This window comes from Pseudomonas morbosilactucae, assembly GCF_023241665.1.
Lineage (GTDB): Bacteria > Pseudomonadota > Gammaproteobacteria > Pseudomonadales > Pseudomonadaceae > Aquipseudomonas > Aquipseudomonas morbosilactucae.
Genome location: NZ_JALQCX010000037.1, coordinates 23510 through 46726 on the forward strand (window position 1 = coordinate 23510; position 23217 = coordinate 46726).

Sequence of the window (23217 nt, forward strand, 5' to 3'; positions counted from 1 at the left end):
ACTGCCGCAGGCCTCAGGGGGTGTCGGGCTGATGAGCCGGATGGGCCGCCTGGAACGCCGGGTGCTCAGCCGCCAGGGCAGCCACCCGGAGAATCCGTGGGTAACTCGCCAAGGGCACCTTGAAACGTTCGGCGGCGTACAGCTGCGGAATCAGAAACACATCCGCCAACCCCGGCTGCTCGCCAAAGCAGAAGCCCCGATCGCCGATCAATTGCTCCACGGCTCCCAGCCCCTGGCTGATCCAATGGTCGATCCACACCTGCACTTGCCCGTCATCGTGGCCCCAGTCACGCAGCAGGTTCTGGGTACTGGAGTTGTGCAGCGGATGGATATCGCAACCGATCACCGCCGCCACCGCCCGTTCATGGGCGCGGCTGAGCAGGTCACGGGAAAGCAACGGCACCTGTGGATAACATTCCTCCAGGTATTCGATGATCGCCAGAGACTGGATCAGCACCGCCCCCTCGTTGGTGCGCAAGGCCGGCACCCGGCCCTGGGGGTTGATGCGCAGGTACTCCGGCTGCCGATTGGCACCGCCCTTGGGCACCAGGAGGTTGACCGGCACCGCCTGGAAATCCAGGCCCTTGAGGGCCAGGGCCAGGCGCACCCGGTACGACGCGGTCGAGCGGTAGTAGGTATAGAGCTCCATGGCACGACCTCTTAACGGGCAGGCACGACTTTGCCGCGGCACTCGCCGAAGCCGATGGAGGCAAAACCTTCACGGCGGCAGCGCCCGCGCAGGATGATTTCGTCGCCGTCTTCAAGGAATTTGCGCACTTCGCCGGACGCCAGTTCGATGGGCTTTTTGCCGCCCTCGGTGATTTCCAGCAGGCTGCCGAACTGCCCTTCTTGCGGCCCGGACAAAGTGCCCGAACCGAACAGGTCACCGGCCTGCAACTGGCAACCGTTGACGCTGTGGTGGGCGACCATTTGCGCCACGGTCCAGTACATGTGCTGGGTGTTGCTCAGGGTCAGGCGCTGGGGAGCCAGGCCCTGCTCGGCCATGGCCTCGGTCAGCAGCAGCACTTCCAGTTCGATATCGAAGCCGCCGCCCGCCTGGTCGCGCGGGTCCAGCAGATACGGCAGCGGCTGCGGGTCGCCTTGCGGGCGTGCCGGCTGGGCACGGCGGAACGGCTCCAGGGCTTCGGCGGTCACCACCCAGGGCGAGATGCTGGTGATAAAGCTTTTCGACAGGAACGGCCCCAACGGCTGGTATTCCCAGGCCTGGATGTCCCGCGCCGACCAGTCATTGAGCAGGCAGAAACCGGCGATATGCTCAGCGGCTTCGCTAATGGCGATCGGCTCGCCCATCTCGTTGCCCTGGCCGATCCAGATCCCCAGTTCCAGCTCGTAGTCCAGGCGTGCGCAGGGGCCGAAAACCGGCTCGCTCTGCCCGGCCGGCAGGGTCTGGCCCTTGGGACGGCGGACCTCGGTGCCCGACGCACGGACGGTCGACGCGCGGCCGTGATAACCGATGGGCACATGCTTGTAGTTCGGCAGCAGCGGGTTGTCCGGACGGAACAGTTTGCCGACGTTTTGCGCGTGCTCGATGCCGACGTAAAAGTCGGTGTAGTCGCTGATGCGGGCCGGCAGGTGCAGTTGGCAATCCGCCGCCAAGGGCAACAATCTGGCCCCCAGGGCTTCCATTTTTCCGCGCAGGCTGCTGCCTTCGCCGAGCAGTTCCAGCAGCCGCTCACGCAGGGCGACCCGGGCCCCACGGCCCAACTCGAAGAAGGCGTTAAGTTGCCCGCCACGGGTGGCTTCCACTGCGGTACGGGCCGCGCCGTCGAACAGGCCGGCGTCCAGGGCCGCGTCCAAGTCAAGAATATGCTCACCAATGGCGACGCCACTGCGGGCCGCCGAACCTGGGGTGCTGAACCCCCCCAGCGGCAGGTTTTGCAGGGGGAAATCGGCATGACCGTTGGCGGAGGCAACCCAACTGCGGGTCAAGGATGGCTGATTCATGGGTTATCTCCGATTCGGGTTGAAGGTGCTGGGCAGCGTGGCCCAGCAGGCGTCGTAGTTGTTCTGCAATTGCGGGCAGGCCAGGGCGAACTGGCTGGGGCGCAACACCTGGCTGGTCTCGAACATGAACGCCATGGTGTTGTCGATCTTGGCCGGCTGCAGTTCGGCGTTGATGGCCTTGCTGCAGGTTTCGCCATCGGGCCCGTGGGCACTCATGCAACTGTGCAGCGACGCGCCGCCGGGCAGGAAGCCTTCGGCCTTGGCGTCGTAGGCCCCCTGGATCAGGCCCATGTATTCGTTCATCAGGTTGCGGTGGAACCACGGGGGCCGAAAGGTGTTCTCGGCCACCATCCAGCGCGGCGGGAAAATCACGAAGTCGAGGTTGGCCAGGCCGTGCACGCTGGTGGGCGAGGTCAGCACCGTGAAGATCGACGGGTCCGGGTGATCGAAGCTGACAGTGCCAAGGGTGTTGAAACGCCGCAGGTCATATTTGTAGGGCACGTTGTTGCCGTGCCAGGCCACCACGTTGAGCGGCGAATGGTCCAGCTCGCAGCCCCAGAGTTCGCCCAGGAACTTCTGTACCAAGGGCGTGGGCTGCTGGAGGTCTTCGTAATGGGCCACCGGGGTCAGGAAGTCCCGCGGGTTGGCCAGGCCGTTGCTGCCGATGGGCCCCAGGTCCGGCAGGCGCAAGGGCGCGCCATGGTTTTCGGCAACGTAACCACGCGCCTGGGGGTCCAGCAATTCGACGCGAAATTTCAGGCCACGGGGCAAGACTGCGATTTCCAGGGGCTCAATATCCAGCACCCCCAATTCGGTGGCGATGCGCAGCCGCCCCAACTCCGGCACCAGCAGCAGCTCGCCGTCGGCGTTGAAGAACACCCGTTCCATGGAGCGGTTGGCGCCATAGTGATAGAGGCTGATACCCGCCGGTTTCTGCGCCGCCGAGTTGGCCGCCATGCTCACCAGGCCATCGATGAAATCGGTCGGCTCAGCGGGAATGGTCAACGGGTTCCAGCGCAGGCGATTGGGCGTCACCTCGCCCAGGGGCCCACCCGCCAATTGACGTTCAAGTTTGGTAAAGGACGGGTGGTTGGCCGAAGGCAGGATACGGTACATCCAGGTGCGCCGGGCTTCGCTGCGGGCCATGGTGAAGGCGGTGCCGGAGAACAGTTCGGTGTACAGGCCGTAGGGGGCCTTTTGCGGGGAGTTCTGGCCAACCGGCAAGGCGCCTGGCAGGGCCTCGCTGGAAAATTCATTACCAAAACCCGACTGATAGGCGAGCACCGTCGCCGTGGAATCGAGATTCATGGAGCCTCCTATGCAGGGAGCAGGCGGTGGCCGACGACTCCGTTGTGAGAGTGCTCGGCACGCCAGGTTTATTTTTATCGTAATTGAATTACGCACAACGTAATTTGATTGCCGAATAGCGTCAAGCTATAAAGACCGCCATTCGTCCCGGGATCACAGCACCGCCATGGAAAAGCCCCGCAGCACCAGCGACAGTACCGGCAAACAGAAAGTCCGCTCGGCGGAGGTCGGTACGGACATCCTCAAGGCCCTGGCCGAACTGTCGCCGTCCACTTCCCTGTCGCGCCTGGCCGAACATGTGCAGATGCCGGCCAGTAAGGTCCACCGCTACCTGCAAGCCTTGATCGCCAGTGGCTTCGCCGAGCAGAACAGCGCCACCAACCACTATGGCCTGGGCCGCGAAGCCCTGCGGGTGGGCCTGGCCGCCTTGAACAGCATGGACGTGTTGAAGGTCAGCGCCCTGCCCCTGGCCGATCTGCGCGATGAGCTGAATGAAACCTGTTTCCTAGCGGTCTGGGGCAATCAGGGCGCGACCGTGGTGCACATCGAACCGGCCGTGCGGGCGGTGACCGTGGTCACCCAGTTGGGCTCGGTCCTGCCCCTGCTCAGTTCGTCCACCGGCCTGGTGTTTGGTGCTTACCTGCCCGCCCGGGAAACCCTCGAACTGCGCCAGCAGGAACTACAGGCCAACAGCGCCCATGCACTGGCCGATGAGGGCGAGTACGCCGAGCTCGGCGAACAGATCCGCGCCCGCGGCCTGCACCATGTGCATGGTTTGCTGATGCCGGGGGTGGATGCCTTGTCGGCGCCGGTGTTCGATGCCACCGGCAAGATCGCCGCCGTGCTCACGGTGGTGGGACCGGCCTCGCTGTTTCACGCCGATGAACATGGCCCGGCGGCCCAGCGCCTGCTGACGGCGAGCCAGGCCGTGAGCTGGCGCATGGGTTACCAACCCTGAGTGCCGGGTGACGGCCCTCGCTCAGCCCATCAACCCCAGGGACTTGGCCCGAGCCACGGCCTGGGTGCGCCGCTCCACCCCCAGCTTGCTGTGAATGCGCCGGGCGTGGGTCTTGACCGTGTGCAGGGATATAAATAACTGCTCGGCAATCTGCAGGTTGGAACTGCCCTGGGCGATCAACTGCAGGACTTCCAGTTCACGCAGGCTCAACGGGTTGGCCCCGGCGTCGGCTTGAGGGCCTGGCAAGCCGGGCGCAGGGGATTCAAGGCCCTCCAGCGTCTGCAACAGCTCCGGTTGCCGCAGGCGCAAGTCCAGCAGCGCCTGGGGTAAATGGCAACGCTGCACCAGTTGCAACCCGGCCTCCAGGGCCTGGGCAGACACGCGCCGGTCGCCTTGCAGATACGCGACCTCGGCCAAGGCCAGTTGCAACTCGGTCTCCAGCCCTGACATGCCATGGCAGCGGGCCCACTCCACTCTCTCCTGCAAGGTCGCCATCGCGGCCGGCGCCTGCCCCAAATAGACTTCGGCCAGCACCAGCAGGTATTCAATCCGCGGGATCAGCTCCAGCGTCGCCGGGGGCGCCTGCACGGCCTGCGGGCCACGGTAGTGCCGCAAGACTCGGCTCAAGGCTTCGAGGGCCAACTCCGGTCGGCCCTGCTGGAGCCAGAAATGACTGCTGACCTGCAACAACACCCCGCGGTACACGGTGTCTGGAATCTGCCGTTGCTGCATCAGGCGTTCGGCATCACGCAGGCGCACAAAGGCCTGGGCGTAATCGCGCTGGTTGGCAGCCAACTGCGCCTGCCCGAGAAAGCCGTACAACGCGCGTTTGTCATGGCTCAGCAGGCAGTCTTCCAGGCCCACCTGAAAGTAACCCGCCGCCTCGCTCTCGCGTCCCTGACGCAACGCCAAGTGCCCACGACGCAGGGCTATGCGCCCCAACAGCGGCGTGGCCGGCACCGGCTGTCGGGCCAGGAGTTCGGCCACGTCGTCGAGCAGGGCCTGCGCCCGATGGGGCGCCCCACGCTGCTCCAGCAGTTGCCCATGATCCAACTCCAGCAAGGCCTCAAACAGCAAGGAGTCCTGGGCCCGCGCCAGGCACAACGCCTCACGGTTCAGGCCCTGGGCCACGTCCAATTCGCCCTTGAGCAGGGCCTGCTGGGTCAGCCCGGACAGGCACAACAAACGGGTCGGCCAGGCATTGTCGGCCAGCACGCACAGCGCCTGGAGAAAATGCTCACGGGCTGGCTCCATCTGGCCTTGCAGATGCAATAGCCAGCCTTGCTGGGCTTGCCAGCGCGCCAGCAGCTGGCGTTGCAGATCGGCCGAAGGCTGCGGCGCAAAACGCGCCATGTGCTCGATGCACTGTTGCGCCTGGGCGAAGCGCCCGGCAAACAACAACGCCGCCGTCACCAGCCCCACCAGATGCGGGCTGCCCACCAGCAACTCGGCCCCATGCTGCTCATACAGGCGCAACAGCAGCACCAGGTTCTGCTGCTGGAACAGCGACTCGAAGCTGAAGTGCTGCAACAGGCTGACCGCCACTTCATATTCATGGGCCAGCAAGGCTTGCTCGAACGCCGCTTGCCAATCCTGCTCGGCGGTGAACCACTGGCAGGCCCGCCGATGCCAGGAACGCCCTGCCGGCCAAGGCTCGTCGCGCATCAAGCGGGCCAGCGGAGTAAAGACTTGCAGCCATTCGGACGAGCCCTGCCAGGGCTCGATAAAGCAACCTTGCTCCTGCAGCGTGCGCAGGTACTGAGCGCCTTCACCGGCCCCGAACAAGTGCTCGCACAGCGCAGGATTGAAGCGCGGCAAGTGCGCCAGTACCTGCCAGGTTTCCGCCAACTCCGGCGCCAGCACGCCGAACAGTTCGTGCTCCAGGTATTCCAGCAAGGTATTGGGCCGCCCCGGCTTGCAGGGCGTGGCCACCCACTCGCTGCCTTCAAGCAGGGCAATGCGCACCCCGGCGCACCAGCCGGCACTGCGTTGCAGAATCCGGCTGGCGGTCTGTGCGCCCAGGGGTTGGGGCAACTGCTGCAACAACTGTTGGATATCCTCCAGGCCGAAGGCCAGGGCCGGGCCGTCGCACTCGTACAACTCATCGTCGAGCAACAGGCGCGGCCAATTGCATTGAGGCCGCCGCCGGGTGCCCAGCCACCAGCTCAGGGCCGGGTTATCCACCGCCAGCAAGCGATCGAGCATCAGGTCCAGTTCGGGAGCAGCAACCCGGCAATAGTCATCGAGGCACAACCAAGTCGGCGTCTGCCGTTGTGCCAGGTGATCCAGCAGCGCTCGCTCATCGCCTTCCGCCAGGCCCAGGGCAGCGGCCAGTTGCCCGCAGAAATCCTCGGGGCTGCGCGGCATGCCAGACAGGGACAACCAACAGATGTGGATCGACGCCGGCGCCTGGGACAGGCACTCGACCAGCAGCGCAGTCTTGCCACTGCCGGGTGGCGCGCACAGCACCTTGACCCGGGCCGTGGAGGCCAGCAAGGGCGTGCTCAAGCGAGGGCGGGACAGATGGTGAGCGGACAAGCGAGGCATGAATCCAGGGCGGTCCAGACGGTGACTCATGGCGGTCATTGCGGCGTGCCTTTTTATAGTTTTAGCCTGCGTGGACTCACCCTAGCCCTGTCCTTGGCGCTTGTTGAGAAACATTCAGTGCGCTGATCGGCAGCCATAAAAAAGGCGACCCAAAGGTCGCCTTTTGCCATCAAATGTATCCACCGCGTTACCGCACGCCGCTGGCTCGCAGTGCCGCCGGGGTGTAGTCCGCCGCCTTGGCCGCGAAGCCGAATTCGAAGCTGTGCTTCTCCTCGTTCTTCATGCCCAGGGCGATGTAACGGCCGGCGATGATGTCGTACAGGGTTTCCACGGTGTACGCCGGCACCTGGTGGTCGTAGTAGAACTGAGCGTGGCCTTCGGCGACCCGCCACAGCTGACCGCGACCGTCGTAGTGGTCCGCCAGGGCCACCTGCCAGCTGTCCTCGTCGAGGTACATGTGGCGCTTGGCGTAGATGTGCCGCTCGCTGGGCTTGACCGTTCCCACCACTTCCCAGACCCGGTGCAGCTCATAACGGGTCAGGTCCTGGTTGATATGCCCGGCCTTGATGATGTCGTCGTACTTGAGGCTGGGGGAATCCAGCTTGTAGCTGTTGTAGGGGATGTACATCTCCTTCTTGCCCACCAGCTTCCAGTCGTAGCGGTCCGGCGCGCCGGAGAACATGTCGAAGTTGTCCGAGGTGCGCAGGCCGTCGGCGGCGGTGCCCGGGCCGTCATAGGCCACTTGCGGGGCCCGGCGCACCCGGCGCTGACCGGCGTTGTAGATCCACGCCGAACGCGGTTCCTTGACCTGGTCGAGGGTCTCGTGGACCAGCAGCACGTTGCCCGCCAGGCGCGCCGGTGCGGTCACCGACTGCTTGAAGAAGGTCAGCACGTTGGCCGCCTTGGCCGGGTCCATGTCCGGAATCTGCTGCGGCACCGCCACTTCTTCCTCGAAGCGGATCGGCGTGTAGCTGCCGTTGGTCTGGGGCGTGGCCTGGGTGATGATGCGGCGCAGGTTGCCGCCGTGATAACGGGTGATGTGGTTCCACAGCACCTCCACGCCGTTCTTCGGAATCGGGAAGGCGTAGTAGCGATTGCCGGTGAAGTTGGCCAGGCCGTTACCGTCGTTGATCGCCTGCACATTCAGCGCACTGCGCTTGGCCGACTCGTAGATTTCCGCCGGCAGGCCCACGGTGCGATGGCTGGTGTAGACCGGGATCTTGTAGGTTTCCGGGTAGCGCTTGAACATCGCCACCTGGCCGTCCGAGAGCTTGTCCTTGTACTTGTCCACCGTGGCGGCGGTGATGATGAACAGGGGCTTTTCATTGGCGAACGGGTCGGCCAGGAAGCCCTTGCTGTCCACCGCACCGGCGTTTTTCGGAATGCCACCGGTCCAGGCCGGGATCGAGCCATCGGCATTCCCGGCCTTCTCCGCCCCCAGCGGGGTCAGGCTGGTGCCCAACTTGGCCGCCTCGTCGGGGGAGACCGCCGCCATCACGTTGGCGGCCAGCAAACTCAGGGCCAAGGCACTGCATTGCAGAATCATCTTGCGCATCAAAGTCGTCCTTCTCTTAGCCGGATCAGAAGTTCACGCCGAAGCTCAACGCGAGGAAGTCACGGTCGGTGAGGGTGTTGTAGTCACCGCCGAAAAAGTCGGTGTAACTGAGGCTCGCGGTGTAGGTGTTGCGGTAGTCGGCATCCACCCCGAGGCTCACCGCCTTGGCGCCCTGGTTGAACAGGCCGTTGGGGCCGTAGCCGTTGACGTCGTGGGACCAGGACAGGTTGGGCTTGAGGTTGATCCCGGCGATCACGTTGTTGTAGTCGAGGATGGCCCGGGCGCGATAACCCCAGGAAGTCGCGGTGACAAAACCGTCGGTGTCACCGTTGAACCCGTATTGCCCGTAGACCGAGTCGCGGCCATAACGCAGCTGGCTTTTCGACTCCAGGCCGCCGACGTGGACGATCGCGGCTTCGCCCACCAGGGTCAGGCGATCGGCCCCCAGTACGTGGTCGAAGAACTGGGTCATGCTGCTTTGCAGTTGGGTGATTTCCTTGCGCCGGTAGCCGGTATTGTCGGCGCCCATGGCGCTTGAAATCGGTGAAGCTGCACCGCCCGCGATGGGGTTGAGCAGGGCCAGGGTCACGTCGTTGGTGTTGATTTGCACCGGGGCGTTGGGCCGGTAGCTGATCTCGCCGCTCCACGCGGTGCCGGTGGGCAAGGTGGTGGAGAAGCTGGCGCCGTACAGGCGGATGTCTTCCGGGTATTCCAGGTAGTACTGGCCGCGGCCGAGCATCACGCTTTGCACCAGGCCCGCGCCGCTGCCCGGAACAATGCCGTTGGCGGCCGCAGCCAGCGCCCCCAGCGTGGCAAGGCTGACGTTGGCGGTGGTGGTGCCGACGATCGGGGTACGGGCGTGATAGTTCATGAAGTACAGGCCGTACTCGGTTTCGTCGCCAAGCCAGCGCAGGGCCGCGCCCCACTGGCCGGAATCCCGCGCATCACGGTCGCCGCCCCGGGGCAGGATCACCCCCTCGCGGCTGACCTCGAAGCCCAGGCCGGCGCCGGCGGCCAAGGGTTGCAACGGGCTGATGGCCGGGCTGCCGACGGTGTAGCCGGTGGTGCAGCCGTCCGCTGCCACGTCGCCACCAAAGAAGGTGCCGCAGTTGTCCAGGACCGTCTGGTCCCACTCCAGTTGATAGAAGCCTTCCACAGTCAATTGGTTGGTCAGCCCTTGGGAGGCGAACAGCATGTTCACCGGGATCAGGCCTTCCTTGATCTCGGCACCGGGGCGCCGGAATGCCGACACGTCGATCGGGTTGATGCTGTTGATGGAGTTGCCGATGAAGGTGCTTTCGCCCCAGCTGACCACTTGCTTGCCGGCGCGTACGGTGCCGGGCAGGTCGGCGATGGAGTAGTTGTGATAGACGAAGGCATCGAGGATCTGCGCACCGGACGACTTGGAGCCTTCCTTGCGATTGTGGTCACTGATGGGCTTGAACTCGCGGTCTTCATCCTTGAGTTCGAAGTCGTACCAGTACTTGCCACGCACGAACACGCCGGTGTCACCGTACTTGAGTTCCAGGTCGTGCAGGCCCTTGAAGATTTTCGAGAAGGTCTCGCCCTTCTTGAAATTCAGGCGTCCGTCATCACCGGTGGAGGACTGGCCACGGCCGCCATTGACCGTGCCCACATAGTCCTTGTCGGCATTGCGCATGCCCCAACTGGCGCCGACGGACAGCGACGAATCGAACTGCCCCTCGATCTCGCCAATATTGAATGAAACCGCCTGAGCCTGGGCACTGCAGCCCATGGCCACCGCGACGGCCAGCGCCTGCGGCGTGAAGATGGCGCGCATTGTTGTTTTTGTCATGCGTCTTCCCCGGTGAGTGACAGAAGGCCTCACCCTACTGCCGCTGTACCGGGTGCGATAAGCGCACCAAGGAGGTATTCGCAGTGTCGCTCAAAGGAGTGAATGCCTGCGCCAGCGGGGCTGTTCAGAGGCTTATGCATGGGCTGGATGCCGCTGCATCAGGGGAATGGATGGCGGGGATGAAGCCTGGAGCGGGACACTGTTGCCCAGGATGTAAAAGTCCTTGTCCCAATTGACTATTTTTCATTACGCAACAAGCACTTATTCTTGTCGCGCAGTCACGGCAAAGCGCCCGTCACTGCCGCCGAGGTGCTGTTGCAGCACCGGGGCATAACCCTTTCCAGCGCGCCTGAAGCCCTTGGGTTCAGGCCGCTCCCCCAGGTTCACTGACGTTGATTGGTAGCTCCTTGATCTAACGTCTTACTTCGGCCGCTGCTCTTGCAGCGGCCTTTTTTATGCCTGTGGAAAACACGGGCCAGGGCAGGCGCCCAGGCGGTGTCGCCGTCATCGTAATGAAACCGGTGCAGCAGCCGATGCGCCACTGGCGACAGCAGCAGGCCGATGGTCGCAGCAAACACGATGTTGGCGTAAAGGCCATAACCGGCGAGGAACAGCTTGCCGCCGGGGGTGGTCGGCAAGCTGGCGGGCCCCACGCCGCCCAAGAGCATGGCGGCATTGATCAGGGCGTCGTGAAGGGGCATTCCTTCTTCGAAATACAGGTACCCGATGATGCCCAGGCCGATGGAAAAACCAATCAGCGCCAGCACCACCAGGGCGTGGAGAAACAACCGGCGGACAAACAACAAGCGGGATAACACGGGCTGGTCTTTTGACTCGTACATGCCTACGGCTCCTTATGCGTCGGGGGCGTCCACTGCCCATCGAGCATAAAGAGCCCGGCCTCAGGAGTAAAACCGCGCTCTCCCGGCCCGCCCTGTGCCGAGTTTCAGAGGGCGTACTTTTGCAGGTTGTGCATCATTTCCTTCAGGGCTTCGATGTTATCCCCAGGGTGGGCCGCGCCTTCGAAGTCGCAGATCTGCTGCCAGTGGGCCGCCACTTCCTCCGGTGAAAAGCCCTGGCGCGGATCGAAGCCCACCCCCAGGCTGCGCTCCCAGCGCACCTTGCCCATCCAGCCCCCGCCCACTTCGAACAGGCCGGAAGTTTCCTGGCATTGCTCGCTGCCCAGGTACACCACCAGCGGGCTCACCAGTTCCGGCTTCAGCTGTTCGAAGACTTGCGGCGGAATCAGCCCCTCGGTCATGCGCGTGCCGCCGGTGGGTGCGATGGCGTTGACCAGGATGTTGTTCTTGCGGCCCTCGATCGCCAGGGTGCGGGTCAGGCCGTACAGCCCCAACTTGGCCATGCCGTAGTTGGACTGGCCGAAGTTGCCGTAGATGCCTGAAGTGGACGCGGTGAAAATCACCCGGCCATAACCCTGCTCACGCAGATGAGGCCAGGCGGCGCGGGTGACTTTATAGGCACCCTCGACATGCACCCGGTACACCAGGTCCCAATCGGCGTCGTCCATCTTGTGAAAGGTTTTGTCCCGCAAGATGCCAGCGTTATTGACCACCACATCGACCCGGCCAAAGACATCCAGGGCGTGCTGCACGATCTTTTCCCCGTCGGTCACCGAATCATGGTTGGCCTCGGCAATGCCGCCGGCCTCACGAATTTGCGCCACCACCCGATCCGCCGCCGAGGCATTGGCGCCCTCGCCTTGAGTGGATCCGCCCAGGTCGTTGACCAGCACCCGCGCCCCGTGTTTGGCGAACAGCAATGCATGAGCCCGCCCCAGGCCACCGCCAGCGCCGGTAATGACCACGACTTTATCTTCGAAGCGTACAGACTCACTCATACCGAACTCCAACGGGGGCAATGGACAATGCCCCGAGTGTCAGGCAGGCGGCTTCTGGTCACAATAAATACGTTTGCGGCTGAATGGTGGGCAATAAGGCAGCAGGATGATCGCCCAGGTCGGGGCAAGCAGGGCCCGCAGGATCGGGCAGAACGCACGGAACAGGGCCTAGGCGATGCGTCGCAGTCAGGCCATTTTCAGCGGCGGCAGCACGATCTTTTCGCGAAAACCCAGGTAATGCCGGAGTACCTGGACCGGGGCTTCGGTTTGCGGATATTGACCGATCCCGGCCAGCAGCACGGTCTGCGGATTGGGGATCAGTTCGCGGTAACGCTCGACCATGTCGGCCCCGGAGGTGCAGCCCAACGCGCCACTGATCAAGCTCAGCGGCACGTCGTTGCGCTGCATCGCGGCGACCCAGCGTTCACGCAGGAGCCGGCGTTCGGGGATGTAGGCGATCAATTTGTGCAGGATGCGCGGCCCATGATTGCTTTCCACCAGGCTCCAGAAGTCATCCAGGGCGCTTTCACTGGGGCGGGTCTGCGGGCCGAAAATCTGGCTGAAACTCTTCACCAGCGCATCACGACTGAAGGTGCGCCCAAGCATCCAGCCCACCGGGCTGAGCAGCAGTTTTTGCATCAACACCGGGCGATGGGCTTCGGGGAACAGGCCGCCGTTGAGAAACACGCAACTGGCCAGGGTCAGCCGCGCCTCGTAATGCCGGGCCAACAGCTCCTGGGCAACGCTGTCGCCATAATCGTGGGCCAGCACATGCAGCGGCGACTCGATATTCAAGTGGGCCAGCAATGCCTGCTGCAAGTCCGCCTGTTCCAGCAGGCTGTAGGCATGGTCCAGCGGCTTGGCCGAATCGCCAAACCCCAGCATGTCGCAGGCAATCACTTGGTAGCGCTGGGCCAGGGGTTGCCACAGGTAATGCCAATCCCAACTGGCCGTGGGGAAACCATGGATCAGCAGCAGCGGCTCGCCGTGACCGGCCACCCAATAGCGAATGGCCTGCCCGCGAAACATGAAACTGCGCCCGCGCTTGCGCCAGACGCAGAGGGGAATCTCGGCCAGTGGCATTAGAGTTTGTAACCCGAGTCTTGTTGATCGAGCTTGCGCAGCAACGCCGGCCAGGCCAGTGCCCCGCCCATGCCCTGGGCGCTTTTGGTCACCCCGGCGATCATCGCCCGGGCACCAGCCAGGACCTGCGGTTCGATGGCGATCAAGGCCGCGCCGCCGCCCTGGGCCAGCACCTGGATATCGCAGGCGCGCTGGAAGGTGAACATCATCAGGAAAGTGTCGGCGATGGTGCTGCCGCAGGTGAGCAGCCCGTGGTTGTGCAGCATCAGGAAATTGTTCGGCCCCAGGTCCGCCTGCAAGCGCACCTTCTCTTCAGGGTTCAGGGCCACCCCTTCGTAGGCGTGGTAACCCAGGCTCGACAGCACGAACAGGGATTGCTGGCTGATGGGCAACACACCCTGCTGCTGCGCCGACACCGCCACCCCGGAAGCCGTGTGGGTGTGCAGCACACAGACCACGTCATGGCGTACTTCATGCACCGCGCTGTGAATGGTGTAGCCGGCCGGGTTGATCTCGTAGGGGCTGGCCATCAGCTTGTTGCCGGCCTGGTCAACCTTCACCAGGCTGGAGGCGGTGATCTCGTGGAACATCAAGCCGAAGGGGTTGATGAGGAAGTCTTCAGTGCCCGGTACCTTGGCGGAAATATGGGTGAAAATCAGGTCGTCCCAGCCATGCATCGCCACCAGGCGATAACAGGCCGCCAGGTCGACGCGGGTTTGCCACTCGGCCGCGCTGACTTGCTCTTTCACACTCTGCGTCGATGGAACGGGGGCTAGGCTCACGGCAAGGACCTCGATGCTGGTTTTTTTTGTTATGTGTGGGCAGGCATGAACAGCAGTCTAGCCAGCCGCCGAGGCTGGCGTAGTTGCATTGGCAGCCAGCTTACTGACCGAGCGAGTCAGTGCCGAGAATGGCCCCTGACGCAGCCGATGGCGCTCATAACAACCAGGCCAGCACCGGCGCGGCAAACAGATTCAGCAGCCCGGTGAGGACCATCACCAGCCCAGCCACCGAACCCTCTTCACCGCCCACTTCACGGGCCCGGCTAACGCCCGCACCGTGGGCCCCAACGCCAAACAGGGCACCGCGAGCCAGGGCACTGCGCAAGGGCAGCCAACGCAGCAGCACGCCACCCAGCAGGGCCCCAAAGACGCCGGTGAACATCACGAACACCGCGGTCAATTCAGGCACGCCGCCCAGGTCATGGGCCAGGGGCATGGCGAAGGGTGTGGTGATGGAGCGCGGCACCAGGGACAAGGTCACCGAGCTGTCCAGCGCCAGGACCCTGGCCAGGCCAAAGGAACTGGCAATGGAGGCGGTGCTGCCGGCCAGCATCCCGAGCAACAGCGCCGACCAATGGCGCATCAGCAAATGCCGTTGCTGCCAGATCGGCACCGCGAAGGCCACGGTCACCGGCCCCAACACCAGCATCAGCCAGTGGGTGTTGGCGGCGTATTCGGCGTACGCCGTGTGCATCGGCACAGCAATCGCCAACAACAGGGCCGGCACCAGGATCAGCGGCGAGAGCAAGTAGCGTCCGCTGCGGGCATACAGCCAGCGGCTGAACAGGTACGCGCCCAGCGTCAGGGCCAGCCAGAACATCGGCATCAGCTCAAGCGTCATGGCGCATCCGCCAGCGGCAAGCCCACTCCACGGTAAAGGCCGTGACCAGCATCACCATCAAGGTGCTGACGCCGATCACCAACAGGATCCGCCAACCGTCCTCGCGCAGCAGGCCGCCGTAGTCCAGCAGGCTCATCAGCGCGGGGATGAAAAACAGCAACATCTCGGCCATCAACAACCCCGCGCCCAACTGCAACGCCGCCGGCTTGACCCAACCCAGGGCGAACACCAGCAACAGCAACGCCAGCCCGATCACCCCACCGGGAATCGGCCAGGCCAGCCAGCTCGCCAACTGGCAGCCCAGCAGGTAAATCGCCAGCAGGATGGCCAGTTCGGCCAGCAGTCGGCCCAGGTGTTTGAAGGTGGCAATGTTCATCGGCTTCGGTCCTCGCAGGCGTTCATGTTAAAGAAGCGCCCACCATCACCGAAGCGAATTGTTAGACTGGAAGCCATTCCAAAATGGAATTCAGGCTATGGACTTCAAGCAACTGCGCAGTTTTGTCGAAGTGATCCATCAAGGCGGTTTTACCCAAGCGGCCAAGACCCTGCACATCAGCCAGTCGGCGGTCAGCAAGCAGATCGCCCAGCTGGAGCAGAGCCTTGGAACCCCGCTGCTGGATCGCCAGGGTTCCCATATTCACCTGACGGCGGCCGGCAACGTGGTCCTGCAACGGGCCGAAGGCATGCTCCGGCTGCGCAGCGAATTGCTCAGTGAATTGGATGACTTGAGCCAATTGGCCCGTGGCGAGTTGCGCCTGGGCTTGCCGCTGCTGGGCAGCGATGCCCTGTTTGCCGGGTTGTTCGCCGAATACCGCCGACGCTACCCGAACATCAGTGTGCAACTGCTGGAAGGCGGCAGCCTGAACATCGAGCAGGCGGTGCAAACCGGCGAGCTGGAACTGGGCGGCAGCCTGACGCCCAAAGACCCGCTGTTCGACTACCAGTCTTTTTGCGACGAACCTCTGGACGCCCTGCTGCCGGCCGACCACCCCTTGGCGATGAATGCTCAGGTGCGGCTGGAGGAATTGGCCGAGACGCCCTTCCTGCTGTATCAGCGCAGCTTCGTGCTCAACGATCGCCTGCTCCAGGCCTGCCAGCAAGTGGGCTTTACCCCCAAGGAAGGCGGGCGCAGCGGCCAGGCGGATTTTCTCGCGGCCCTGGTGGCTGCCGGGCAAGGCGTGGTGCTGCTGCCCAGCGTGGTCGCCCGGGGCCTGGTGAGGCCAGGCGTGGTGCGCCTGACCCTCAAGGCCCCCGAGTACCTGCGCTGGGACATTGCCTTTATCTGGCGTCGCGGGGCCTATCTGTCCAAGGCCGCGCAAGCCTGGCTGGCGTTGCTGCGCGAGCGCAGGGTCAGCCGCGCAGCGCCTTGACCAGATCGCCCAGCCAAGGCTCGGCATCGGTTTCCGGGGTCACGCTTTCACTCGCGTCCAGGCGCAGCATCGGCAGCACCTCGGTAACCCCAAGCTCGGCAAACAGCTCGCGCATCTGCTCGCCACCACCACAGAAGGTGTCGCCGTAACTGGAGTCGCCTAGGCCGATCACCGCCCCAGGCAGGCCACGCCAAGCGGCGGGCAATTGGTCACGAAGGGTCGAATACAGCGGCACCAGGTTGTCCGGCAGCTCACCCATGCCCGTGGTGGAGGTCACGGCCAAAAAGGCTTGTGGGGCGAACGCCTGGAGCTCCGCCAGGGTCGCGCGGGGGTTGTGCAAGGCCTCGAAACCTGCGGCTTTGAGAAGGTTGGCAGCGTGCCGGGCGACTTCTTCAGCCGTGCCGTACACCGAGCCGGAAAGGATGGCGACTTTCATCAATCTGATCCTGAAGCTGAGTAAAAGACTGGGATATTAACAGCTAGGCGCTAAAATCCGGACCCTGGGCGGTCGTCCCAAAAGCTAATGGCAAGTGGACAGCTTGCCGGCATCTCTTAAAATGCGGCACCTGCCGAACGATTGCGGAACCTGATGATGATCAATGCTCACTTGCTGCAACGGATGATCAACGCCTCCAACGACGGCATTGTGGTCGCCGAACAGGAAGGCGAAGACAACATCGTGATCTACGTGAACCCGGCGTTCGAGCGGCTCACGGGCTACAGCGCCGACGAAGTGCTGTACCAGGATTGCCGCTTTCTCCAGTCCGGCGATCGCGACCAGCCGGGCCTGGTGGCGATTCGTCAGGCCCTGAGCCAAGGCCAGCCGTGCCGTCAGGTCCTGCGCAATTACCGCAAGGACGGCAGCCACTTCTGGAATGAGCTGTCGATCACCCCGGTGTTCAACGACAGCGACCAACTGACCTACTTCATTGGGGTGCAGAAAGACGTCACCGCGCAGGTCAAGGCACAACAGCGACTGGCCCAGCTGGAGCAGCAACTGGCCGAAGCCCAGGCTGAGCTGGCTGCAATAAAGGCGACAAACGGCGAAAACAATTTATCGAATTAGTGGTCAGTAGCTATATTCCCCCGACGACTTTGTAACCTTTTCTTTCGAGCAGACCATGCGCGATGCCCTACTGACCCAGGATGAACTGGACTTCATTCAGACCATGCAGCACAACCCGCAACTCAACATGCGGGATGCCAACTCGAGCCTGATGGTCAATGGTGGCGCGCAGATTCGTGATTTGCTCACGCGGCTGGCCGCCAATGAAAAGGTCACCATCCAGGCGCATTTCGAAAATCAGCAAATGACCTTCCCCCTGCACCTCGTGGAAGACGAGTTCCATGCCCTGCACCTGCGCCTGGGCGTGCCGAGCATCTACGAGGACGGCCCGATGGTGCGGCCATGGCGCCTGATTCTGGAGGAGCCGGTCGCGCTGGAAAACGCCAAAGGCCAACCCGGGCAGCTGTGGGTTCACGAGGTGTCGTTCAAAGGGGTGCTGCTGGAGATCCGCAACCGCACCAAACCGCCCAAGCAGTTCGCCTTGTGGTTCAGCCCGTCGGGTTATGAGCGCATCGCCTTGCATGGCAAGTTCGAGCGCGAGACTGACAGCGGCTTTTATGCCTACCGGCTGGACCAGAGCGATCTGGAAGAAACCGAGCGGCTACGCCAGTTCATCCTGCAACAACATCGCCTGACCCATCCCGCCCTTCACGCCTGACCCGCGCTCAGGTATCCAACTTGCCGCTGAGAAACTGCCGCAGCCGTTGTGGGATCACCCGTGCGTCGTTACCCAGGCAGGCCACCGGTGAAGTGGCGAGACTGTCCTGGGCCAGTTCGGCGGTATCGCCGGCCAGCATCAAAGGACAATCCAGGGTCATGGCCAGGCGATTCAGGCGTCGTGGCAGCTCGGCGGCCGGCGCATGGTTGGAAAACAGCACCAGCGCCGCCGGCTTGATCTTCTCGCAAACCAGGGTCAATTCATCCAGGGGCGCACCCTGCCCCAGCACCCGGACCTCGAACTCGCCGCTGCCCAGCATCAGGGCCGTCACCAGCAACTCCAACTCACGCCCCTGATCACCCAGCGCCGCCAACAGCAACGGCCGCGCCTGGGCACCTCGTTGCAAGGCCAGGCGCTGACTGATCCGCGCCCGCAAAAAGCCGTCGAGAAACAACCACTCACAGGCACGTCCAAACGCTTCCTGGGCCTGCAGCAGTTGCCTCCAGAACGGCATGAGAATGTCCTGGAACACCACGGTCAGTGAATAGCTGGAAAAAATCTGCCCGTACAACCGCTCCAGTTGCGCCTCGTCAAAGGCACTGACCGCCACCCCCAACTGGCTGCGCCACTGCGCGTATTCGCCCTGCAACCCCTCATCCGGCGCCACACGGTCCAGGTTCTGGGCCACCTGGGTCTTGGCCAGGATCTTGCCAACCTTGCTCACCGACACGCCGCGCTCGATCCAGCCGAGGATCTCGCGGACCGTCTCGACATCGCCCATGGAGTACAGGCGATGCCCACTTTCAGTGCGCGTGGGCTGGATCAAACCATAGCGCCGCTCCCAGGCGCGCAAGGTCACAGGGTTGATCCCGGTCAGCCGCGAAACTTCGCGGATCGGAAACAGATCGTCCTGCACCAGGGGGCTGGCGGGCTGGGAGACGCGGGCAAGTTCAGTCATGACGGGCATCTGGGGAGAAAACACCGATTAAGCAAAGTGGCGGCCATTCTACTCTTCCTGGGCCGCTGTGCCTCAAGCCAGACAAAAGCCGACCAATGTCGTTGGTGGTTGGCCAGGAATCAGGAATAATCCTTGCTTGTTCGCAAACGCGGCCCAACACCCCGGGCCACGTTCGGCGCCTGCCTTATCCAGGCAGCGCATAGGCTTTACGGAGATACATAATGTCTACCTCACCCGTCACCTTGATGGTTGCCCGGCGCGTTGCCGACGGGCGTTACCAGGATCTGATCGCCTGGCTGCGCGAAGGCGAGCAACTGGCCACCGACTTTCCCGGCTACCTGGGCTCCGGCGTCCTGGCCCCGCCGCCCGACGATGACGAATTCCAGATCATCTTCCGCTTTGCCGACGAGCAGACCCTGCACACCTGGGAGCACTCGGCGTCGCGCACCGCCTGGCTGGCCCGCGGCAGCGACCTGTTCGCCCACCCGTCCGAGCATCGGGTCAGTGGCATCGACGGCTGGTTTGGCGCCATCGATCAACGCCCACCGCGCTGGAAACAGGCCGTGGCGATCTGGCTGGCATTCTTTCCGGTGTCCCTGCTGTTCAACTTCGTCCTCGGCCCGCTGCTGAGCGACCTGAGCCTGCTGCCCCGGGTCTTCGTCAGCACCCTGGCCCTGACGCCGCTGATGGTCTACCTGTTCATCCCGCTGTCGACCCGGTTGCTGGCCAACTGGCTCCACAGCACCCCGGTCCGCACGCTGCCAGCCACTCCATCGACCCAAAACCCGTGATTCGCCAGCGAGCCGGCTCCCACCTGTAGGAGCCGGCTTGCCAGCGATGCTCCCCCTGGGCGCAACAGCCACAACAGGCACAGCGCGCCACCCGCTGGTATAGTTTTGCTCCACCCGCGACGCGAGCCCTCCATGAACCCCTCCTCCGCCCCGATCCTGATCACGGGTGCCAGCCAGCGTGTCGGCCTGCATTGCGCCCTGCGCCTGCTGGAAGACGGGCACCCGGTCATTGTCACCTATCGCAGCGATCGCCCCGGCCTGCAGACCTTGCGCGAAAAGGGCGCCACCCTGCTGTTCGCCGACTTCTCCAGTGAAGCCGGAATCCTGGCCTTGATCGGCGAGTTGAAAAACCATACCGACCGCTTGCGGGCCATCGTCCATAACGCTTCAGAGTGGCTGGCGGAAACCCAGGACCAGGAAGGCGCTGCCTTCACCCGTATGTTCAACGTGCACATGCTCGCGCCCTACCTGATTAACTTGCATTGCGCCGAACTGCTGGAACGCTCCACACCGGCGGACATCGTCCATATCAGCGACGACGTGACCCGCAAAGGCAGCAGCAAGCACATCGCCTACTGCGCCAGTAAAGCCGGCCTGGAGAGCCTGACCCTGTCGTTCGCCGCCCAGTACGCGCCGCAGATCAAGGTCAACGGCATAGCCCCGGCCCTGCTATTGTTCAACCCCGACGACGACGCGGCGTACCGCGCCAAGGCCCTGGCCAAATCCGCGCTGGGCATCGAACCCGGCAGCGAAGTGATCTACCAGAGCCTGCGCTATCTGCTGGACAACCCCTATGTCACCGGCACGACCCTGACCGTTAATGGCGGAAGACACGTCAAATAAGCCTTCCCGCGAGGATGTTGTATGTCTTTAACCCTGCCCCAGCACTACCGCGAGATCCTCAAGGGTCTTGGCGAGGACCCCGAACGCGAGGGCCTGCTCGATACGCCGCAACGCGCGGCCAAGGCCATGCAATACCTGTGTCACGGTTATGAGCAGTCGCTGGAAGAAATCGTCAACGGCGCCCTGTTTGCCTCGCAAAGCGATGAAATGGTGATCGTGGCCGACATCGAACTGTATTCACTGTGCGAACACCACTTGCTGCCCTTCATCGGCAAGGCCCATGTGGCTTATATTCCCACCGGCAAAGTGCTGGGCCTGTCGAAGATCGCGCGAATCGTCGACATGTTCGCCCGGCGCCTGCAGATCCAGGAGAACCTCACCCGGGAAATCGCCGACGCGGTGCAGCGTGTAACCCAGGCCGCCGGCGTGGCCGTAGTGATCGAGGCCAAGCACATGTGCATGATGATGCGCGGCGTCGAGAAACAGAATTCCACCATGCACACCTCGGTGATGCTCGGCGCCTTCCGCGACTCGAGCACCACACGCCAGGAATTCCTGCAATTGATTGGACGGAGTAAGTAGCAATGCCACAACTTCAGCCAGGAATGGCTCGCATCCGGGTCAAGGACCTGCGCCTGCGAACCTTTATCGGCATCAACGAGGACGAAATCCTCAACAAGCAGGATGTGTTGATCAACCTGACCATCCTCTATGCCGCCCAGGAAGCCGTGCGCGATAACGACATCGACCACGCCCTGAACTACCGCACCATCACCAAGGCGGTGATCGCCCATGTGGAGGGCAACCGTTTTGCCCTGCTCGAACGCCTGACCCAGGAGTTGCTGGACCTGGTGATGAGCAATGGGTCGGTGCTGTACGCCGAAGTCGAAGTCGACAAACCCCACGCCCTGCGTTTTGCCGAGTCGGTGTCAATTACCTTGGCGGCCAGTCGTTAGCGGCAAGCTGCACGTCGAAAGCCGAACGGCTTTGGCTTGCAGCGGCTGCTGTCTTCCACTTTTTTCGCAGTGAACCTTATGACTTCCCAAGAACGTCTTGAACTTGAGGCCGCGGCCTTTCGCCGCTTGGTGGCGCACCTGGACAGCCGCAAGGATGTGCAGAATATCGACCTGATGAACCTGTCCGGTTTCTGCCGCAATTGCCTGTCCAAGTGGTACAAGGCCGAGGCCGACGAGCGCCAGATCGAGCTCAGCCTCGATGACGCCCGTGAAGTGGTGTACGGCATGCCCTACGCCGAATGGAAAAATCTCTACCAGAAAGAAGCCAGCGCCGAGCAGCAAGCGGCGTTCGCCAAAGGAAAAACCCATGACTGACCTGAACACCCTGCGCGCCAGCCTCAAGAGCGGCGAACACGCCTTCGCTGACACACTGGCCTTTATCGCCGCCGGTTACGACTACCAGCCGCAAGCCTTCACCAATGGCGACGTGGAAAACGCCGCCGGGCAGAACGAAGGCTCGTGCAAGACCCTGGGCCTGGCCCTGCTGGAAGGCTTGAGCGATGAAGAAGCCCTGCTGGCCTTCGGTGAGCATTACCGCTCCGTACTGGCCACCCCGCAAGGCAGCGACCACGGCAACATCCGCGCCCTGATCGCCCATGGCCTGGCCGGCGTGAAGCTGGCGGCCCAGCCCCTGACCCGGCGCTGATCCCTGCCCCACACGCCACCCCGTAGGAGCGGCGTTGGTCAGAGGGTTGCCCATAAAAAAACCGGCTTGCGCCGGTTTTTTTATTGCAACGGATTTAGAACGAAGCGTTCTGCAGGCCGTCCAGGTAACGCTCGGTGTCCAGTGCCGCCATGCAGCCGGCACCGGCCGAGGTGATGGCCTGGCGGTAAACGTGGTCAGCCACGTCACCGGCCGCGAAGATGCCTTCGACGCTGGTGGCGGTGGCATTACCATCACGACCGCCCTGCACCACCAGGTAACCGTCCTTGAGCGCCAGCTGGCCTTCGAACAGCGAGGTGTTCGGGGTGTGGCCGATGGCGATGAACACGCCGTCGACTTTCAGTTCGTCGAAGCTGCCGTCGTTGTTCTTCAAGCGCGCACCGGTCACGCCCATGTTGTCGCCCAGCACTTCGTCCAGGTTGGAGTTCAGCTTGAGCTCGATTTTGCCTTCGGCAACCCGGGCATTCAGCTTGTCGATCAGAATCTTCTCGGCGCGGAAGGTATCGCGACGGTGGATCAGGGTGACCTTGCTGGCGATGTTGGCCAGGTACAGGGCTTCTTCGACAGCGGTGTTACCGCCACCGACCACGGCCACAGGCTTGTTGCGATAGAAGAAACCGTCGCAGGTGGCGCAAGCGGAAACGCCTTTACCCATGAACGCTTCTTCCGATGGCAGGCCCAGGTAACGAGCGCTGGCGCCAGTGGCAATGATCAGCGCATCGCAGGTGTAGGTCGCGCTGTCGCCAGTCAGGGTGTAAGGCTTGGCGGCGAAGTCCACGGCGTTGATGTGATCGAAAACGATCTCGGTCTCGAAACGCTCGGCGTGCTCACGCATACGCTCCATCAGCGCCGGGCCGGTCAGGCCATGGACGTCGCCCGGCCAGTTGTCGACTTCGGTGGTGGTGGTCAGTTGGCCGCCAGCCTGCATGCCGGTGATCAGCAATGGCTTGAGGTTGGCACGGGCCGCGTAGACCGCTGCGCTGTAACCGGCAGGGCCGGAACCGAGAATAATCACACGCGAATGGCGTACTTCAGACATGAGTCACTCCTATCGACCGGCCCGGGTGACCTGGCGCGGAACGCCGGATAGCCGGCTGGAATAAAAAAGGACGGCGAAACCTTGGGGAAGGTTAAAACT

General features: G+C 63.3%; 25 protein-coding genes. 10 read left to right on the forward strand and 15 right to left on the reverse strand.

What is annotated here, in order from left to right; translation table 11 throughout:
- Positions 1–13 precede the first annotated feature (13 nt).
- The 3 genes from maiA to hmgA are packed head-to-tail and all read right to left on the reverse strand — an operon-like array spanning position 14 to position 3273.
- A complete protein-coding gene (gene maiA / locus M1B35_RS19885) occupies positions 14–649 on the reverse strand; it encodes a maleylacetoacetate isomerase (protein WP_268262849.1) in 636 nt (211 codons plus the stop codon).
- 11 nt (positions 650–660) lie between these two features.
- Positions 661–1965 carry a fumarylacetoacetase gene (fahA, locus tag M1B35_RS19890; RefSeq protein ID WP_268262850.1) on the reverse strand — a complete coding sequence of 435 codons (1305 nt, stop codon included), beginning with the start codon at positions 1963–1965 and terminating at the stop codon, positions 661–663.
- Between the two features lie 3 nt (positions 1966–1968).
- Positions 1969–3273, reverse strand: coding sequence for a homogentisate 1,2-dioxygenase (gene hmgA / locus M1B35_RS19895; RefSeq protein ID WP_268262851.1), 1305 nt, complete (start codon positions 3271–3273; stop codon positions 1969–1971).
- A 166-nt stretch (positions 3274–3439) separates the two neighbouring features.
- Here hmgA and M1B35_RS19900 point away from each other — a divergent pair, with 166 nt between their 5' ends.
- Complete coding sequence (locus M1B35_RS19900) at positions 3440–4231, forward strand: IclR family transcriptional regulator (RefSeq protein WP_268262852.1); 792 nt, start codon at positions 3440–3442, stop codon at positions 4229–4231.
- 21 nt (positions 4232–4252) lie between these two features.
- Here M1B35_RS19900 and M1B35_RS19905 read toward each other — a convergent pair whose 3' ends face one another.
- From M1B35_RS19905 to M1B35_RS19945, 9 genes are all read right to left on the reverse strand, one after another.
- On the reverse strand, positions 4253–6817 hold the full coding sequence (locus M1B35_RS19905) for a LuxR C-terminal-related transcriptional regulator (protein ID WP_268262853.1): 2565 nt from the start codon (positions 6815–6817) through the stop codon (positions 4253–4255).
- Between the two features lie 148 nt (positions 6818–6965).
- Positions 6966–8333, reverse strand: coding sequence for a DUF1329 domain-containing protein (locus M1B35_RS19910; protein ID WP_123337085.1), 1368 nt, complete (start codon positions 8331–8333; stop codon positions 6966–6968).
- 25 nt (positions 8334–8358) lie between these two features.
- On the reverse strand, positions 8359–10149 hold the full coding sequence (locus M1B35_RS19915) for a DUF1302 domain-containing protein (RefSeq protein ID WP_123337087.1): 1791 nt from the start codon (positions 10147–10149) through the stop codon (positions 8359–8361).
- A 383-nt stretch (positions 10150–10532) separates the two neighbouring features.
- Positions 10533–10991 (reverse strand): hypothetical protein, encoded by a 459-nt coding sequence (locus M1B35_RS19920; protein ID WP_268262854.1) that lies wholly within the window; start codon positions 10989–10991, stop codon positions 10533–10535.
- 104 nt (positions 10992–11095) lie between these two features.
- Positions 11096–12007, reverse strand: a complete 912-nt coding sequence (locus tag M1B35_RS19925) for an SDR family oxidoreductase (RefSeq protein ID WP_123337091.1) — start codon at positions 12005–12007, stop codon at positions 11096–11098.
- 186 nt (positions 12008–12193) lie between these two features.
- A complete protein-coding gene (locus M1B35_RS19930; RefSeq protein ID WP_268262855.1) occupies positions 12194–13090 on the reverse strand; it encodes an alpha/beta fold hydrolase in 897 nt (298 codons plus the stop codon).
- A complete protein-coding gene (locus tag M1B35_RS19935) occupies positions 13090–13872 on the reverse strand; it encodes a class II aldolase/adducin family protein (RefSeq protein ID WP_123337094.1) in 783 nt (260 codons plus the stop codon). Before M1B35_RS19935 ends, M1B35_RS19930 begins: the two co-directional genes overlap by 1 nt.
- 154 nt (positions 13873–14026) lie before the next feature.
- Positions 14027–14713, reverse strand: a complete 687-nt coding sequence (locus tag M1B35_RS19940) for an LrgB family protein (RefSeq protein WP_268262856.1) — start codon at positions 14711–14713, stop codon at positions 14027–14029.
- Complete coding sequence (locus M1B35_RS19945) at positions 14703–15089, reverse strand: CidA/LrgA family protein (protein ID WP_123337098.1); 387 nt, start codon at positions 15087–15089, stop codon at positions 14703–14705. Before M1B35_RS19945 ends, M1B35_RS19940 begins: the two co-directional genes overlap by 11 nt.
- Positions 15090–15186: 97 nt before the next feature.
- On the opposite strand from M1B35_RS19945, the gene M1B35_RS19950 reads away from it, so the two are divergent.
- Entirely contained in the window at positions 15187–16083 is an 897-nt protein-coding gene (locus M1B35_RS19950) for a LysR family transcriptional regulator (RefSeq protein ID WP_268262857.1), read from the forward strand.
- Here the strand turns inward: M1B35_RS19950 and M1B35_RS19955 are convergent.
- Positions 16064–16519 (reverse strand): flavodoxin, encoded by a 456-nt coding sequence (locus M1B35_RS19955; protein ID WP_123337102.1) that lies wholly within the window; start codon positions 16517–16519, stop codon positions 16064–16066. The two genes, M1B35_RS19950 and M1B35_RS19955, sit on opposite strands and share 20 nt — an antisense overlap.
- A gap of 156 nt (positions 16520–16675) precedes the next feature.
- On the opposite strand from M1B35_RS19955, the gene M1B35_RS19960 reads away from it, so the two are divergent.
- Together M1B35_RS19960 and M1B35_RS19965 are read left to right on the forward strand one after the other, a co-directional pair.
- On the forward strand, positions 16676–17149 hold the full coding sequence (locus M1B35_RS19960) for a PAS domain-containing protein (protein ID WP_123337531.1): 474 nt from the start codon (positions 16676–16678) through the stop codon (positions 17147–17149).
- Positions 17150–17204: 55 nt separating this feature from the next.
- Positions 17205–17807, forward strand: a complete 603-nt coding sequence (locus tag M1B35_RS19965; RefSeq protein ID WP_123337104.1) for a hypothetical protein — start codon at positions 17205–17207, stop codon at positions 17805–17807.
- Between the two features lie 7 nt (positions 17808–17814).
- On the opposite strand, the gene M1B35_RS19970 is transcribed toward M1B35_RS19965, so the two are convergent.
- On the reverse strand, positions 17815–18774 hold the full coding sequence (locus tag M1B35_RS19970; protein ID WP_123337533.1) for a MerR family transcriptional regulator: 960 nt from the start codon (positions 18772–18774) through the stop codon (positions 17815–17817).
- Between the two features lie 212 nt (positions 18775–18986).
- On the opposite strand from M1B35_RS19970, the gene M1B35_RS19975 reads away from it, so the two are divergent.
- From M1B35_RS19975 to M1B35_RS20000, 6 genes are all read left to right on the forward strand, one after another.
- Positions 18987–19556 carry an antibiotic biosynthesis monooxygenase gene (locus M1B35_RS19975; protein WP_123337106.1) on the forward strand — a complete coding sequence of 190 codons (570 nt, stop codon included), beginning with the start codon at positions 18987–18989 and terminating at the stop codon, positions 19554–19556.
- Positions 19557–19688: 132 nt separating this feature from the next.
- Complete coding sequence (gene folM / locus M1B35_RS19980; protein ID WP_123337108.1) at positions 19689–20399, forward strand: dihydromonapterin reductase; 711 nt, start codon at positions 19689–19691, stop codon at positions 20397–20399.
- A 21-nt stretch (positions 20400–20420) separates the two neighbouring features.
- The gene (gene folE, locus M1B35_RS19985) at positions 20421–20981 is read left to right on the forward strand and encodes a GTP cyclohydrolase I FolE (RefSeq protein WP_123337110.1); all 561 of its coding nucleotides are present in this window, start codon (positions 20421–20423) and stop codon (positions 20979–20981) included.
- Positions 20982–20983: 2 nt separating this feature from the next.
- Positions 20984–21355 carry a dihydroneopterin triphosphate 2'-epimerase gene (gene folX, locus M1B35_RS19990; protein WP_123337112.1) on the forward strand — a complete coding sequence of 124 codons (372 nt, stop codon included), beginning with the start codon at positions 20984–20986 and terminating at the stop codon, positions 21353–21355.
- A 78-nt stretch (positions 21356–21433) separates the two neighbouring features.
- Positions 21434–21730 carry a DUF1244 domain-containing protein gene (locus tag M1B35_RS19995; protein WP_123337115.1) on the forward strand — a complete coding sequence of 99 codons (297 nt, stop codon included), beginning with the start codon at positions 21434–21436 and terminating at the stop codon, positions 21728–21730.
- A complete protein-coding gene (locus M1B35_RS20000) occupies positions 21723–22061 on the forward strand; it encodes a HopJ type III effector protein (protein WP_123337117.1) in 339 nt (112 codons plus the stop codon). The genes M1B35_RS19995 and M1B35_RS20000 overlap by 8 nt, the downstream gene beginning before the upstream one ends.
- 94 nt (positions 22062–22155) lie before the next feature.
- On the opposite strand, the gene trxB is transcribed toward M1B35_RS20000, so the two are convergent.
- Entirely contained in the window at positions 22156–23118 is a 963-nt protein-coding gene (gene trxB / locus M1B35_RS20005) for a thioredoxin-disulfide reductase (RefSeq protein ID WP_123337119.1), read from the reverse strand.
- Positions 23119–23217: the final 99 nt, after the last annotated feature.